The sequence below is a fragment of the Xanthomarina sp. genome, assembly GCF_035306605.1.
In the GTDB taxonomy this organism is placed as follows: Bacteria; Bacteroidota; Bacteroidia; order Flavobacteriales; family Flavobacteriaceae; genus Xanthomarina.
The window spans coordinates 1-14,034 of the sequence record NZ_DATGNR010000066.1; the positions used below are offsets into that span (position 1 = coordinate 1).

Sequence of the window (14,034 nt, forward strand, 5' to 3'; positions counted from 1 at the left end):
ACAAACTTAAAACCGCGTTTTTTTAAATCCCTGCTCAAAGCATCTGAAATGGCTGTCGTGGCTGGTGCTTCTTTATAATGTTTAACCCGATTTTTAATAGGTTTCCCATCAACAAACTTCCAAATATAACTACTGAAGCTACCAAACTCTTCTTGTACTTTCATAAAAGCTTTAGCATTACTTACAGTCGCATGTATTTTCAATTTATTCCTAATAATACCTGCATCTAGTAACAAACTATCAATTTTGTCCTGTTTGTATTGGGCAATTTTCTTGTAGTCAAAACCATCAAAAGCCTTTCTAAAATTTTCGCGTTTTCGCAAAATAGTAATCCAACTTAAACCGGCTTGAAATGTTTCAAGGATTAAAAATTCAAAAAGTGTGTCATCATCTGTTACAGGAACGCCCCATTCTTGGTCGTGATAGGCTTCATATAAAGCGTCGCCAACACACCAACCGCATCTATGTTTTTCCATAAGTTAGTTTATCTGTAAGTTTCTAGCATAAAGATAGACATAGATATGACATAAATCATAAGCTAAATAAGAGGAACTTCTTATTTTCGCAACAATATATTTAAATACTATGGATGAAATAATAAAAGCTAGTTTAGCAAAGAGCCTGTCTTACCAAGAATACAGAGACCTCATGACGCAGTTCGTAGAAAACGAATCGACTACCGGACCTAATAAAAGTCATGACCTGGTGGAATATACCAAGCTAAACGACCAGCGTATGAAACGATGGGATAAAACCATCAAAGTATCAGATAGCATCAAAGAAAACCTCAACCAGATAACCTCCAAACAAACTTGGTTGGTACTTACTGAAAGCTGGTGTGGCGATGCTGCTCACGTCATTCCTGTATTTAATAAAATGGCTGAACTGAGTAAAAACATCAACTTAAGACTCGTATTACGCGATGAAAATGAGGCCTTAATGAATCAGTTTTTAACCAATGGAGGAAAATCCATCCCGAAGTTGATTGTGATAGACGAGGAGACTCAAAAAGTAATAACCTCGTTTGGACCAAGACCTGCAGATGCTACAAAATTGATTGTTGATTATAAGGCAAAACACAAAGAGATAACTCAAGAAATTAAGGAGCAATTACAGCAATGGTACAACAAAGACAAAGGTCAAAGTGTCATGAGGGAATTATTGGAGCTAATAACAGTAACTGTTTAGTTTTTACCCTCAAAATAAAAGGTAATGGTACCAATTTGAGAGGGTTTTGAAGCGTCTGCACTAAATCTGGCATCCTTCGCATAGTTTAAGGCGTGCTCTTTTAAACAATCGTTTCTTGAAGTTGAGGAAGCGTTTACCTGGGCCTGTGTCACCAAACCAGAAGCATTTACCGTAATGTTGATAATAATCTTACCTCCTTCTTCACATAAGTAGATAGGGGTTGGTAAATAGGCATGAGTTCTATTAACCAAGGAATAGTGCATGCTACTGTTTTTATTAACAGATTGGCTGCTATTGCTTGGTTTTCTTCTATTTAATACCTCATTAACGCTATGGTAAGACGATAACACATCTTCATCTATTTCGGAAGCAGCATTTGACGGATCAGCCTCTGAAGTTTCCATATCCGACGTGCTTTCTACAGGTGTGGGTACGAAATCTTTTGGAGGCGCTATAGGCTGATAGGCCTGTGCAAAAGTTTTATAGTCTTGCGTTTCGTTAAAGGCTTTATTGGTTTTTGAACTTGAGGCCTCTTCACGTTCTGCTAACTTTTCTGCTTCAAGCTCTTCAGGAGTTTTCGGCTCCTCAGGTTCCAACAAGTAGTAACTTTCTGCAGAAAATTCATTGTTTTTTTTAATATGAAAACTGAACAACATTAGCAGGATGGTTCCAGAAACCAAGAAGGTAATTAAAAGCGCTTTATGTTTATCGGATATAGTCAATAGTCATTTGTTGGGAACGAAAGTTTACCAAACTTCCATCTAATATACGAAATACGGAGCTATTTGGTTGTTAAGCTCTCTATAAAAGCTTCAGGACTCAGAGCATCGTTCACATGGAAATCGCCAATTTTCGTACGTCTTAAAGCAGACAAATGCGAGCCAGACTTCAATGCTTTTCCAAAGTCATTCGCTAAAGAACGGATATATGTGCCTTTACTACAAACCACTCTAAAATGTACATTTTTACCATCAATACCCGTGATTTCAAACTCTGAAATTCGAATCTTTCTTGATTTAATTTCAACCTCCTCACCTGCTCGAGCAAATTCGTACAAGCGTTTTCCTTCTTTTTTTATAGCTGAAAAAACCGGAGGGAACTGGTCAATCTCGCCCGTAAATTGTTTGGTAGCTTCGTGGATGTCCTCGACTGTAATATGCTCGGTAGGAAAGTTTTCGTTAACCTCGGTTTCTAAATCGAAGGAAGGCGTCGTACTCCCTAGAACAATCGTTCCGGTATATTCCTTGTCTTGACCTTGGAAACTATCTATTTGCTTGGTCATTTTCCCTGTGCAAATAATTAACAATCCCGTAGCAAGGGGATCTAAGGTACCGGCATGACCAACTTTTATTTTTTTTATTTGGAAGGCGTTGCGTATTTCCCAACGAAGTTTATTAACCGCCTGAAAGGAAGTCCAATGTAAAGGTTTGTCAATTAATAAAACCTGTCCGGAAAGATAGTCTTCACCACTCATATTATGAATTTAAATATGCAAAAACGATGGCAATCATACCAACTACAACACAATAAATAGCAAAATAAGAAAGTTTACTTTGCTTAACCAAACCTATCATCCAGGTACAAGCCACCAATCCAGAAAGGAAGGCCGCAATAAAACCAGCACTTAGAGAAAAAAAACTTTCACTATTATAGCTTAATTCTCCTGTAAGGATGTCTTTTGCAATTTTACCAAAAATTAAAGGCACCACCATTAAAAATGAGAATCTCGCGGCTTTGGTTTTATCGGCTCCTAATAATACCGATGCTGAAATGGTAGCTCCAGAACGCGATATTCCTGGCAACATAGCAATGGCCTGAGCAACTCCAATAACAAAGGCGTTTTTAAAGGTGACATTTTTACCCGTATCCTTGGCTTTATCGGCCAAGAAAAGCAAAAAGGCCGTAATCAGTAACATAAAACCTACCAACTTAATACTGCCCCCAAAAAGCTCGGCTAATTGCGCCTCGTAATTATAGCCTACAATAACCGCAGGAACCATGGAAATAATAATTTTGGTTGCTAGTTGTGTGTCTTCATTCCACTCAAATGAGAACACCCCTTTTAATATAGAAAAAATATCCTTTCTAAATATAACCATCGTACTTAATGCGGTAGCAAAATGAAGCACCACCGTAAACATCAAACTTTCTTCTGGGATGGATTGGTCGCCTAAAATAGCTTTACCTAGTTCCAAATGACCACTAGAGGATACCGGGAGAAATTCAGTAAGTCCTTGAATAACTCCTAAAATAATTGAATCAAAAATTTCCATGAGGCAAAAATATCAAAATTTGACTAACCCTAAGGGGAATAGCACACTGTGTATATTAGAATTTATTGGTCCGATTTAGACTTTTTGTTAGGATTTAATAAAATGGCATAAACTTGAATTCCAAAACCAATAAGAACCAAAGTTGGAGCCAATCTAATACGTCTAAAACTAAAGATATCTGGGCTAAAAACATTCGGATCATCACTTCCTCCTCCTGACATTAAAATAAAACCTATAGCTATAAAGGCCAAACCTATAAGCATGAATTTATAGTTCTTCTTTCCAAAGACAAAAGCACTTTCCGCGTGTTCATTAAGTTTTTTCTTACCCATGATGTGTTATTTAATCCCACTAAAATTAGAACTTGCAAAGTAAAGGTTTTATTTACACCTAAACGTTAACAGACTCTAAAAATGGGGTTGATTAGTTTCCAATTCTTACCTTAATAATAAAGCTGATCCGTTTTTAAGTTCAAGAAACGCTGTGTTGCAATAAACGTACTGATCCATGTAATAACAATTCCTAATAAAAAGATGCCCATAAACAAGGCTCCTATTAAAATCGGGGTTTGCATTAAATTCAATTCTGGAAAGGTTTCGTTTAAATAATAAAGCACCACAGCTACGCCTGCCATAGCTACCACAGCTCCAATAATTCCTAAACGCACACTTTTCCATACAAAAGGACGTCTAATAAATTGTTTTGTAGCCCCAACCATTTGCATGGTTTTAATGGTAAAACGCTTCGAGTAAACCGATAATCGAATGGAGCTGTTAATCAACAACACTGCAATTAAGGTAAAAACACCGCTTAATACCAAAACCCAAAAACTTATTTTCTTAACGTTATTATTCATTAAAGTAACTAGGTCGTTATCGTAACGAACCTCATCCACAAACTTTTTAGAAAGAGCTTCCTCTTTAATAATCTCTAAGTGTTCCGAAGTAACAAAATCGGCTTTTAAATGCACATCAATAGAGTTTTGCAAGGGATTGTACCCAAGAAAATCCATAAAATCCTCACCATTTTCAGCCTTCATAGATTCAGCGGCCTGCTCTTTGGAAACAAATTCGGTAGATTTCACATACTCGGATAGTGCCAAGCTTTTTTCAAGCTGTTTAATTTCCACATCCTTGGCTAGCTCCTTAAGATAAATGGTAACCACCACCTGCTCTTTAAAATGATCGGAAACCTTTTTGGCATTCAATATCAACAAGCCAAGCAAACCCAATAAAAATAAAACTAAAGCAATACTTAATACCACCGAAAAATAAGAGGTTATTAATCTGCGTTTTTGATAATTTTCAAAAGAAGAACTCATAGATGTTTTGTTAATGATGTAAAAATATAAAAGAATTCTATTCTCTTGTGGTTTAAAACGTTTAAACTTTCAATATTCTTATAATAAGTTTAAATTTGCGCATTAAATTACGTGTCTAACCGATTATTCTCGTAATACCGCTTAATGGCAAAGTTATTTTTAACTAATTTTCTTGATATCTCTGCCAGGTTACGAGCACAAAATGACGTAAAAAAATCTATATGAATTACCATTTCAACGACATTGAAGCCAAATGGCAAAAATATTGGGCAGAAAACAAAACGTTTAAAGCCGAAAACAATAGCAACAAACCTAAATACTACGTTCTAGATATGTTCCCTTATCCAAGTGGAGCGGGTCTGCACGTCGGGCATCCACTAGGTTATATTGCTTCCGATATATATGCGCGATACAAACGTCATAAAGGTTTTAATGTCTTGCATCCACAAGGCTACGATAGCTTTGGTCTGCCTGCGGAGCAATACGCCATACAAACCGGACAACATCCAGCTTTAACAACCGAGGAAAACATCAAAACCTACAGACGCCAGTTAGATCAAATTGGTTTTTCTTTCGATTGGAGCCGAGAGGTACGTACCTCAGACCCGAACTATTACAAGTGGACCCAATGGATTTTTATCCAATTGTTTGAATCTTGGTATAATAAAGACACGAATAAGGCCGAACATATTGATACCTTAATTTCTAAGTTTGCTTCGGAAGGAAACGCCAACGTAAATGCAGCCTGCGATGAGCATATCGAAGTTTTCTCTGCAGAGGCTTGGAAGGAGTTTTCAACTGAAAAGCAACAGGATATTTTATTACAATACAGACTTACCTATTTAGCGGAAACCGAAGTAAACTGGTGCCCTGCTTTAGGAACCGTTTTAGCTAACGACGAAATTGTCAATGGCGTTTCGGAACGTGGGGGGCATTCTGTAATTAGAAAAAAAATGACCCAATGGTCTATGCGAATTTCTGCTTATGCGGAAAGATTACTACAAGGCCTAGAAACTATAGATTGGACGGACTCTTTAAAGGAAAGCCAGAAAAATTGGATTGGAAAATCAGTAGGAGCTTCTGTTACTTTTAACGTGCTTTCTAAGGATTCGGAGCAAGCGCATTCTATAGAAGTCTTCACCACAAGACCTGATACTATTTTCGGTGTAAGTTTTATGACCCTGGCTCCAGAACATGACCTGGTTACAAAAATTACCATTCCTGAACAAAAAGAAGCAGTAGACGCCTACATCCAAGCTACCGCAAAACGTAGCGAACGCGATAGAATGGCAGATGTAAAAACCATTTCTGGAGTGTTTACAGGCGCTTATGCAGAACACCCTTTTTCTAAAGAACCTATTCCTATTTGGATAGGCGACTATGTATTAGCTGGCTATGGAACTGGAGCTGTCATGTCCGTTCCTTGTGGCGACCAACGTGACTACGATTTTGCTAAGCATTTTAACATTCCTATTCCGAATATTTTTGAAGGCGTGGACATTTCAAAAGAAGCCTTTTCTGATAAAGAAAATACCGTCATTGCCAATTCAGATTTCCTCAATGGAATGAATTACAAAAAAGCCACCAAACGCGCTATTTTTGAATTAGAACAATTGGGTCAAGGGGAAGGCAAAACCAATTACAGATTGCGCGATGCCGTGTTCTCAAGACAGCGTTATTGGGGAGAACCGTTTCCTGTATACTATGTAAATGGGTTACCACAAATGATTGATAAAGCACATTTACCAATTCGTCTGCCAGAAGTAGAAAAGTATTTACCAACCGAAACAGGAGAGCCGCCTTTAGGTCGTGCTGATGTGTGGGCTTGGTGTACAGAAACGAATACGGTAGTGGCTAACAGCAAGATAAACAACACCAGCATATTCCCTCTAGAACTAAATACCATGCCGGGTTGGGCTGGAAGTTCTTGGTATTTCTTTAGATATATGGACGCCAGTAACGAGCAAGAATTTGCTAGTGAAGACGCGCTTAAATACTGGGAAAACGTCGATTTATATATCGGTGGAAGCGAACATGCTACCGGGCATTTATTATACTCTAGGTTCTGGGTAAAATTCATGAAAGATAGAGGCTTCATCCAAGTGGAAGAGCCTTTTAAAAAGCTGATAAACCAAGGAATGATTTTGGGAACCAGCGCCTATGTTTACCGCCTGAGCTATATGTTTGCAAATCCTAGAGAAGAGGAAGCCTTAGGGGCGAAATTGTTGAAAAAACTGGAGCATATTTATATCTCGCATTCAGAATTTATCAGCAAGGGCGATTTACAAACTAATAAAAACTATCTCAAGGAACTAAAAGAAAAACTTGCTAAAATAGCCGGTTTAGCAGATGCTAGCGACTTAGAAAACCTCATGATTGTTCCCTTAGCAATTCACGTAAAGGTTCAATACGTCAATGCTTCCGATGAGTTGGATATTGAAGGTTTAAAAACCGATGGAGAATTTGGAGAGGATTATAAAGACGCCATTTTTATTGGAGAAAATGGAGACATCATCCAAGGAAATAACGATGTCTACAAAGTAGGTCGCGAAGTTGAAAAAATGTCCAAATCCAAATACAACGTGGTTAATCCAGACAGTATTTGCCAGGATTATGGTGCTGACAGCTTACGCCTTTACGAAATGTTCCTCGGTCCTTTAGAACAGTACAAACCTTGGAATACGGCGGGAATTTCAGGAGTTCATGGGTTCCTAAAAAAACTATGGAAATTGTATGTGGGCGAAAATGGCCTAAACGTGAACGACGCAGAACCAACTAAGGATAATTTAAAAACCCTTCATAAAACAATTAAAAAGGTAGAAGAAGATATTGAAGGTTTTTCTTTTAACACCTCAGTGTCCACCTTTATGATTGCCGTAAATGAACTGACCGCTCAAAAATGCACGAGCAAACAGGTTTTAGAACCTTTATTGGTTTTACTATCTCCTTATGCTCCTCATATTTCAGAAGAACTATGGTCGCAACTAGGAAATAAGGAGTCTATTTCAACGGCTGCCTTCCCTGTATTTGACGCGAGTCATTTAGTAGAAAGTTCTAAAAACTATCCGATTTCATTCAATGGTAAAATGCGTTTTACTTTAGAAATCCCAATGGATATGAGTAAGGAAGACATAGAAAAAATAGTGATGTCTCACGAAAAAACCATAGAACAATTACAAGGGAGAACCCCTAAAAAAATCATTATAGTTCCTGGAAAAATTGTGAATATCGTAGGCTAAAAACCGACTTAAAATCAGAGAATTCAGATTTTAAAAAGGGCCTTAGGACTAGTTAAAAAAAGTCCATGACAGGTGAAATATGACAAAATTACTTAACATATATTTGGCGTAGTATTTGCTATATATCGAGTAAGTTTATCTTTTAAAACAGTATAAAAAAATGATTGGATATTATATATTAATTGGAGCCATCGGACTGGTAAGCTGGCTAGTAAGCAGTCAACTGAAAAAGAAATTTGCTTTCTATTCTAAAGTACAATTGCGTAACGGCATGAGTGGTAAGGAAATCGCTGAAAAAATGTTAGCAGACAATGGCATCTACGATGTGGAGGTGATTTCAACTCCAGGACAGTTAACAGACCATTACAATCCAAAAAACAAAACGGTAAACCTAAGTGAATCCGTTTACAGTCAAAGAAACGCCGCTGCAGCGGCGGTAGCAGCCCACGAATGTGGTCACGCAGTGCAACATGCCCAAGCATATAGCTGGTTGCAAATGCGATCTACCTTAGTGCCTATGGTAAGTGTCACCTCAGGCATGTCTCAATGGTTAATCATTGGTGGCCTTGTTTTAGGTGGAGCAGCAGGCATTGGCCTAGGTTGGTACGTAGCTGTACTAGGGGTTATTTTTATGGGAATGGCTACGCTATTTAGTTTTATTACCCTACCTGTAGAATACGATGCAAGCCATAGAGCTTTGGCTTGGTTAAAAGCTAAAAACATAGTAACACCTGAAGAATACAAAGGATCGGAAGACGCACTTAAATGGGCAGCTAGAACCTATTTAGTAGCTGCTATTGGAGCCTTAGCATCCCTAATGTATTGGGCATTGCAGGTTTTTGGTGGTAGTAGAGACTAAATTTTAAAATTGATATCATAAAACCGAACTCTTAGTAATTAAGGGTTCGGTTTATTTTTTTTATTACATTTAACCAACTAAAAATACAAACATGGAAAACCAACCTCAAAACCCATTACAACCTTCCAACACCAGCGTTCTATTAAGTGCACGTTCTGAAGCGGACAGAGTTGCTTTTTACAAAAACACCTATGCTCATGTGGCAGGAGGCGTTTTGGTGTTTATTTTATTTGAATACTTGCTCCTTCAAAGCGAAACCATAGTAAGTTTTGCACTTTCAATGACGCAAGGCTATAGATGGTTACTCATGCTGGGCGGCTTTATGTTTATTACCAATTACGCAGAAAAAATGGCCATGAAATCGCCTGATAAAAACAAGCAATACCTAGCCTTTGGTCTGTACATACTAGCGGAAGCCTTTATTTTCTTGCCCTTAATTTATATCGCTGCTTTTTATATGGATTCTGGTCCTGAAATATTAAATCAGGCCGCTATTGTAACCTTGGCCTTGTTCACCGGATTATCAGCCGTTGTTTTCGTTACTAAAAAGGACTTTTCATTTCTAAGAACAGGATTAACCATTGGTTTTTTTATTGCCATAGGCTTAATTATAGCAGGAACACTCTTTGGATTTAATTTAGGACTATGGTTCTCCGTAGGGATGTGTTTATTAGCAGGTGGCTCAATTTTATACCAAACTTCAAACCTGATTAACAAATACAGCTCAGAAGATTATATCCCAGCTGCCTTAGGCTTGTTTGCTTCCTTAATGCTCTTATTCTGGTATATCCTGAGCATATTCATGTCTAAAGACTAATTAGAGATACCTATACGTCAAAACAAAAAACCTTCAACTAATAAGTTGAAGGTTTTTTTATGTCCATACATCACTACAAACCACCGAATAGTTTAAGCGTTCTGACTATATAGTTAATTCACGTTTATACCAACTATATGCCGAGTATATACCGAGTATATGCTGACTATATGCCGACTTTATACCGTTATTACTCCATACTAACTGCTACCCTCCCTTCCTAAAAACACCTATAAAAACACAAGCCCAGCTGATTGCAAAAGGGTATAAAACTAAAAAGCTTCTGAGTACTCAGAAGCTTTTTATAAGTGGTTCTTAGGCTTAAATCTCAATCTGCCTATCTATCTGCTGATTTAATGAGATAAAGGTTTCCGTTCTAGAAACCCCCTCAATGGATTGGATGTCCTTATTTAATACATGCATTAAATGCTCGTTATCCTTACAAAGTATCTTTATAAAAATACTCCAATTCCCAGTGGTATAATGACATTCTATAACCTCAGGAATCTTTTTAAGCTGCTTAACAGCTTCCGGATTGCTCATGGCTTTATCTAAATAAATACCAATAAAAGCCATTGTGGTATACCCTAAAACCTTCGGGTTGATAACAAACTTAGAGCCAGAAATAATCCCGGACTTCTCCAATTTTCTCAATCGTTGATGAATAGCAGCTCCAGATATCCCAACTTGTCTGGCTATTTCCAGTATAGGGGTCCTAGCATCGTTCATTAAAGCTCGAAGAATGGCTTTATCGATTCCGTCTATTTCAATATTTTGATTGACAACTTTCACCTTATAAATTTAAAGGATTATATCCTAAATAAGGCACTTTAGTTTCAGTAAACTCAATGTCGTATGATTCCAATTCCTTTAAAATAGGCTCATACACTTCTCTAGTAATAGGAATCTGAACCCCTGGAGTTACTATTTGCTCATTTAATATAGCTAAAGTGGCAATGGCCACCGGAAGTCCAACGGTTTTAGACATCGAGGTATAAACTTTATCTTCACCAACAGTTACCATGGTAGCATCTATTTGATGTTTTTTACCATCTAGCTCATACCCAATTTTGTGGTACATCACAATCATATCCTTTTCATGATCTTTCAAGGTCCAGCTATCTTCTAATATTTTTTGAAGGATTTGTGCTGGGGTCGCTCTTTTAAGCTCAACCATCTTAGTACTACTAAACAAGTCTAACTCCTCAAGTTTATCCCAAACAATATCGTCTTGATCAATTTTTAAGGCATGTCTAAACTTAAGTTCCACAGAATCGGTTGGGCTATAAGGTAAAAATGCATTAACAAAATCGCGGTAGCTCATGTTTTCACTATCATCCATAGCATAACTATCATCGGTCATTCCTAATTGCACGAACATGTTCCAAGCTCTTGAAAAGCCCACGCGTCGCATAGTACCACGATAAAGCGTTCTTACATGATCCAATCCGTAAGCCGATTGGTATTTTAAAGAATCTCTATTCGCATAAGCTTCAAAACGGCCATAACCTTCCACGTCCAAAAACTCGGTTCTTCTAAACAATCTGTTATAAGGAATGTACTTATACGTACCTTCTTGTAAAAACTTAGCAGCACCACCTTGTCCGGCAACAACCACGTTTCTAGGGTTCCAAGTAAATTTGTAGTTCCATAAATTGTCATCGCTTTCAGGAGCAACCAATCCTCCGGTAAAAGATTCGAATAAAATAATATCGCCTCCTTTATCCCTCACTTTGTCAATCAAATGCATGGCGCTCATATGATCAATACCAGGGTCCACACCTATTTCATTCATAAAAACCAATCCTTTTTCCTTTGCAGCTCGGTCTAAATTCTGCATTTCATCACTTACATAAGAAGCAGTAACCATGTGTTTATTAAAACGAATACAATCTTTAGCTACTTCTATATGGTACCTAGCAGGCAACATAGAAACAACAATATCCGCATTCTGAATGGCTTGTTCTCTGGATTCCTTCTTAAAAACATCCAAAATAATAGCTTGAGCATTTTTATGATCGCCAATTAGTTTTTTGGCATTGGTAAAATTGATGTCTCCTACAATTAGAAGCAAGTTTTCTTCTTCCGATTTGTCTAACAGGTATTTTATAAGGTAAGATGCAGATTTTCCTGCACCAATTATTAAAATCTTTCGCATAATGAGATAAGTTGAGTATTTTTGTAGCTACGAAAGTAATAAATGCTGAGGGTTTTAAAAACCAATTAACTTATTTTATATGAACAAAAAGATATTGATTGCAGCAGCCGTTCTAGGAATTTTAAGTGTCATCCTTGGCGCTTTTGCGGCTCACGGTTTAAAGGATTTAATAGAACCATCAGCACAACAAACCTTTGAAGTAGGCGTTAGATATCAAATGTATCATGCCATTTTATTGCTGTTTGTTGGATCAACAACCTATGTCAGTCTAAAAGCCAAAAGAAGTGTCTTTTATTTAGTTCTCATCGGTCTTTTATTTTTTTCAGGATCCATTTATGGCTTGGCAACGAACGAGCTTACGAGCTTTAATTTTAAAAGCATCGGATTTATAACTCCAATTGGAGGTTTGCTATTAATTATATCTTGGATGGTATTGTTAATAAGCTTTTTAAAAATGAAGGCTGATAATTTGTAAAATAGATGCTTACTTCAAAATAAAATTATAATTTTGCACTTTAAACAACACAAAATAATTATGGTAGATCATACCCAAGCATCCAATACGGTTTCTCTAGAAACGTATGGAATTAAAAATGCGAAAGTACAATATCAATTAACTCCTAAACAGCTTCACGATATTACGATTGCTAAAGGACAAGGTGTAGAAGCATCGTCGGGAGCATTAGCTGTAAATACTGGAGAGTTTACAGGAAGGTCGCCTAAAGACCGTTTTATAGTAAAAGATAGCATTACAGAAGATAAAGTTTGGTGGGGAAGTGTCAACATTCCTTTCGAATCTGATAAATTTCAAAAACTATACGATAAGGTAGTTGATTATTTATCTGGAAAAGAAGTCTTTGTAAGAGACTGTTATGCTTGTGCAGACGAAAACTACAAACTAAACATTCGTGTTATTACGGAAAACCCTTGGAGCAACTTATTTGCTCACAACATGTTTTTACGTCCTACCGAAGACGAGTTAAAAAACTACACCCCTGAATGGACCATTATAAATGCTCCAGAATTCATGGCTGTTCCTGATGAAGACGGTACTAGACAACATAATTTCGCTATTTTAGATTTTACTAGAAAAATAGTACTTATTGGAGGAACAGGTTATACTGGAGAAATTAAAAAAGGCGTTTTCTCTGCTTTAAATTTCATACTTCCAGTGAACAAAAACACCTTGCCTATGCACTGTAGTGCTAACGTAGGTGAAAATGGCGATACAGCTATCTTTTTCGGTCTTTCCGGTACAGGAAAAACAACACTTTCTGCAGATCCTTCTCGTAAACTAATTGGTGACGATGAACACGGTTGGACGAAAGACAATAAGGTTTTTAATTTTGAAGGAGGTTGCTACGCTAAGGTTATTAATTTGTCTCAAGAAAATGAACCAGATATTTATAATGCTATAAAACCTGGAGCCATTCTTGAAAACGTAATAATGAATGACAAAGGTGAAGTTCAATTTGATGATATTACCATTACACAAAACACACGTGTAAGCTACCCAATTCATCATATCGAAAACATTCAAGTACCTTCCATTGGTGAGAATCCTAAAAACATCTTCTTCTTAACAGCAGATGCGTTTGGTGTATTGCCTCCAATTTCTAGATTAAATCCTGGACAAGCAGCATACCATTTTATTTCTGGTTACACGGCTAAGGTAGCTGGAACAGAGGCAGGAATTGACGAACCTCTACCAAGCTTCTCAGCTTGTTTTGGAGCGCCTTTTATGCCATTACATCCAACTAAGTATGCCGAAATGCTAAGTGCAAAAATGAAAGAATCTGGAGTTAAAGTTTGGCTAATTAACACAGGATGGACAGGTGGTCCTTATGGTGTTGGAAGCAGAATTAAACTGAAATACACTAGAGCAATGATTGCTGCAGCTCTTAATGGCGACTTGGATGAAATTACTCCTGAAACTTATAGAACCCACTCGGTTTTTGGTTTAAAACAACCATTATCATGCCCTGGGGTACCTGCAGAAGTACTTAGTCCTAGATCAACTTGGAACGACGACGAAGGATACTATAAAGCAGCTTATAAATTATCTGAATCGTTTAGAGAAAACTTTAAGAAATTTGAAGAATTTGCCAACGAGGAGATTATGGCAGGAGCTCCAAATATAAAATAAATTCACTTTGATGAAACAAATGAAAGTCAGCTA

14 protein-coding genes are annotated in these 14,034 nt (G+C 37.2%); 6 read left to right on the top strand and 8 right to left on the bottom strand.

What is annotated here, in order from left to right; translation table 11 throughout:
• A partial coding sequence (locus VKY41_RS09355; RefSeq protein ID WP_500814184.1) for a DNA-3-methyladenine glycosylase I occupies positions 1 to 476 on the bottom strand: 476 nt, incomplete at its 3' end.
• Positions 477 to 585: 109 nt separating this feature from the next.
• Here VKY41_RS09355 and VKY41_RS09360 point away from each other — a divergent pair.
• Complete coding sequence (locus VKY41_RS09360; RefSeq protein WP_500814185.1) at positions 586 to 1,188, top strand: thioredoxin family protein; 603 nt, start codon at positions 586 to 588, stop codon at positions 1,186 to 1,188.
• Here the strand turns inward: VKY41_RS09360 and VKY41_RS09365 are convergent.
• From VKY41_RS09365 to VKY41_RS09385, 5 genes are all read right to left on the bottom strand, one after another.
• The gene (locus tag VKY41_RS09365; RefSeq protein WP_500814186.1) at positions 1,185 to 1,910 is read right to left on the bottom strand and encodes an energy transducer TonB family protein; all 726 of its coding nucleotides are present in this window, start codon (positions 1,908 to 1,910) and stop codon (positions 1,185 to 1,187) included. The genes VKY41_RS09360 and VKY41_RS09365 overlap by 4 nt on opposite strands.
• Positions 1,911 to 1,969: 59 nt before the next feature.
• Positions 1,970 to 2,662, bottom strand: coding sequence for a tRNA pseudouridine(55) synthase TruB (gene truB, locus VKY41_RS09370; protein WP_500814187.1), 693 nt, complete (start codon positions 2,660 to 2,662; stop codon positions 1,970 to 1,972).
• A gap of 1 nt (position 2,663) precedes the next feature.
• Positions 2,664 to 3,461: an undecaprenyl-diphosphate phosphatase gene (locus tag VKY41_RS09375; RefSeq protein ID WP_500814188.1), complete on the bottom strand. Its 798-nt coding sequence runs from the start codon at positions 3,459 to 3,461 to the stop codon at positions 2,664 to 2,666.
• Positions 3,462 to 3,523: 62 nt separating this feature from the next.
• On the bottom strand, positions 3,524 to 3,793 hold the full coding sequence (locus VKY41_RS09380) for a DUF3098 domain-containing protein (protein WP_500814189.1): 270 nt from the start codon (positions 3,791 to 3,793) through the stop codon (positions 3,524 to 3,526).
• 110 nt (positions 3,794 to 3,903) lie between these two features.
• The gene (locus VKY41_RS09385) at positions 3,904 to 4,782 is read right to left on the bottom strand and encodes a cell division protein FtsX (RefSeq protein ID WP_500814190.1); all 879 of its coding nucleotides are present in this window, start codon (positions 4,780 to 4,782) and stop codon (positions 3,904 to 3,906) included.
• 221 nt (positions 4,783 to 5,003) lie between these two features.
• On the opposite strand from VKY41_RS09385, the gene VKY41_RS09390 reads away from it, so the two are divergent.
• From VKY41_RS09390 to VKY41_RS09400, 3 genes are all read left to right on the top strand, one after another.
• Positions 5,004 to 8,021, top strand: a complete 3,018-nt coding sequence (locus tag VKY41_RS09390; RefSeq protein WP_500814191.1) for a leucine--tRNA ligase — start codon at positions 5,004 to 5,006, stop codon at positions 8,019 to 8,021.
• 160 nt (positions 8,022 to 8,181) lie between these two features.
• The gene (locus VKY41_RS09395) at positions 8,182 to 8,880 is read left to right on the top strand and encodes a zinc metallopeptidase (protein ID WP_500814192.1); all 699 of its coding nucleotides are present in this window, start codon (positions 8,182 to 8,184) and stop codon (positions 8,878 to 8,880) included.
• 91 nt (positions 8,881 to 8,971) lie between these two features.
• Positions 8,972 to 9,697 carry a Bax inhibitor-1/YccA family protein gene (locus VKY41_RS09400; RefSeq protein WP_500814193.1) on the top strand — a complete coding sequence of 242 codons (726 nt, stop codon included), beginning with the start codon at positions 8,972 to 8,974 and terminating at the stop codon, positions 9,695 to 9,697.
• Between the two features lie 321 nt (positions 9,698 to 10,018).
• Here the strand turns inward: VKY41_RS09400 and VKY41_RS09405 are convergent, their stop codons facing one another.
• Entirely contained in the window at positions 10,019 to 10,489 is a 471-nt protein-coding gene (locus VKY41_RS09405) for an Lrp/AsnC ligand binding domain-containing protein (protein WP_500814194.1), read from the bottom strand.
• A 1-nt stretch (position 10,490) separates the two neighbouring features.
• A complete protein-coding gene (locus VKY41_RS09410) occupies positions 10,491 to 11,855 on the bottom strand; it encodes a saccharopine dehydrogenase family protein (RefSeq protein WP_500814195.1) in 1,365 nt (454 codons plus the stop codon).
• 79 nt (positions 11,856 to 11,934) lie between these two features.
• Between VKY41_RS09410 and VKY41_RS09415 the strand changes: the two genes are divergently transcribed.
• Both VKY41_RS09415 and pckA read left to right on the top strand, forming a co-directional pair.
• Entirely contained in the window at positions 11,935 to 12,330 is a 396-nt protein-coding gene (locus tag VKY41_RS09415) for a DUF423 domain-containing protein (protein ID WP_500814196.1), read from the top strand.
• Positions 12,331 to 12,390: 60 nt separating this feature from the next.
• Positions 12,391 to 14,001 carry a phosphoenolpyruvate carboxykinase (ATP) gene (pckA, locus tag VKY41_RS09420; RefSeq protein WP_500814197.1) on the top strand — a complete coding sequence of 537 codons (1,611 nt, stop codon included), beginning with the start codon at positions 12,391 to 12,393 and terminating at the stop codon, positions 13,999 to 14,001.
• Positions 14,002 to 14,034 lie beyond the last annotated feature (33 nt).

Excerpts from the sequence above, each read along its gene's own strand:
- VKY41_RS09400 (WP_500814193.1), top strand. The coding sequence starts at position 8,972 with ATGGAAAACCAACCTCAAAACCCATTACAACCTTCCAACACCAGCGTT.
- VKY41_RS09410 (WP_500814195.1), bottom strand. The coding sequence starts at position 11,855 with ATGCGAAAGATTTTAATAATTGGTGCAGGAAAATCTGCATCTTACCTT.
- VKY41_RS09375 (WP_500814188.1), bottom strand. The coding sequence starts at position 3,461 with ATGGAAATTTTTGATTCAATTATTTTAGGAGTTATTCAAGGACTTACT.
- VKY41_RS09380 (WP_500814189.1), bottom strand. The coding sequence starts at position 3,793 with ATGGGTAAGAAAAAACTTAATGAACACGCGGAAAGTGCTTTTGTCTTT.
- pckA (WP_500814197.1), top strand. The coding sequence starts at position 12,391 with ATGGTAGATCATACCCAAGCATCCAATACGGTTTCTCTAGAAACGTAT.
- VKY41_RS09415 (WP_500814196.1), top strand. The coding sequence starts at position 11,935 with ATGAACAAAAAGATATTGATTGCAGCAGCCGTTCTAGGAATTTTAAGT.
- VKY41_RS09360 (WP_500814185.1), top strand. The coding sequence starts at position 586 with ATGGATGAAATAATAAAAGCTAGTTTAGCAAAGAGCCTGTCTTACCAA.
- VKY41_RS09395 (WP_500814192.1), top strand. The coding sequence starts at position 8,182 with ATGATTGGATATTATATATTAATTGGAGCCATCGGACTGGTAAGCTGG.
- truB (WP_500814187.1), bottom strand. The coding sequence starts at position 2,662 with ATGAGTGGTGAAGACTATCTTTCCGGACAGGTTTTATTAATTGACAAA.
- VKY41_RS09385 (WP_500814190.1), bottom strand. The coding sequence starts at position 4,782 with ATGAGTTCTTCTTTTGAAAATTATCAAAAACGCAGATTAATAACCTCT.
- VKY41_RS09390 (WP_500814191.1), top strand. The coding sequence starts at position 5,004 with ATGAATTACCATTTCAACGACATTGAAGCCAAATGGCAAAAATATTGG.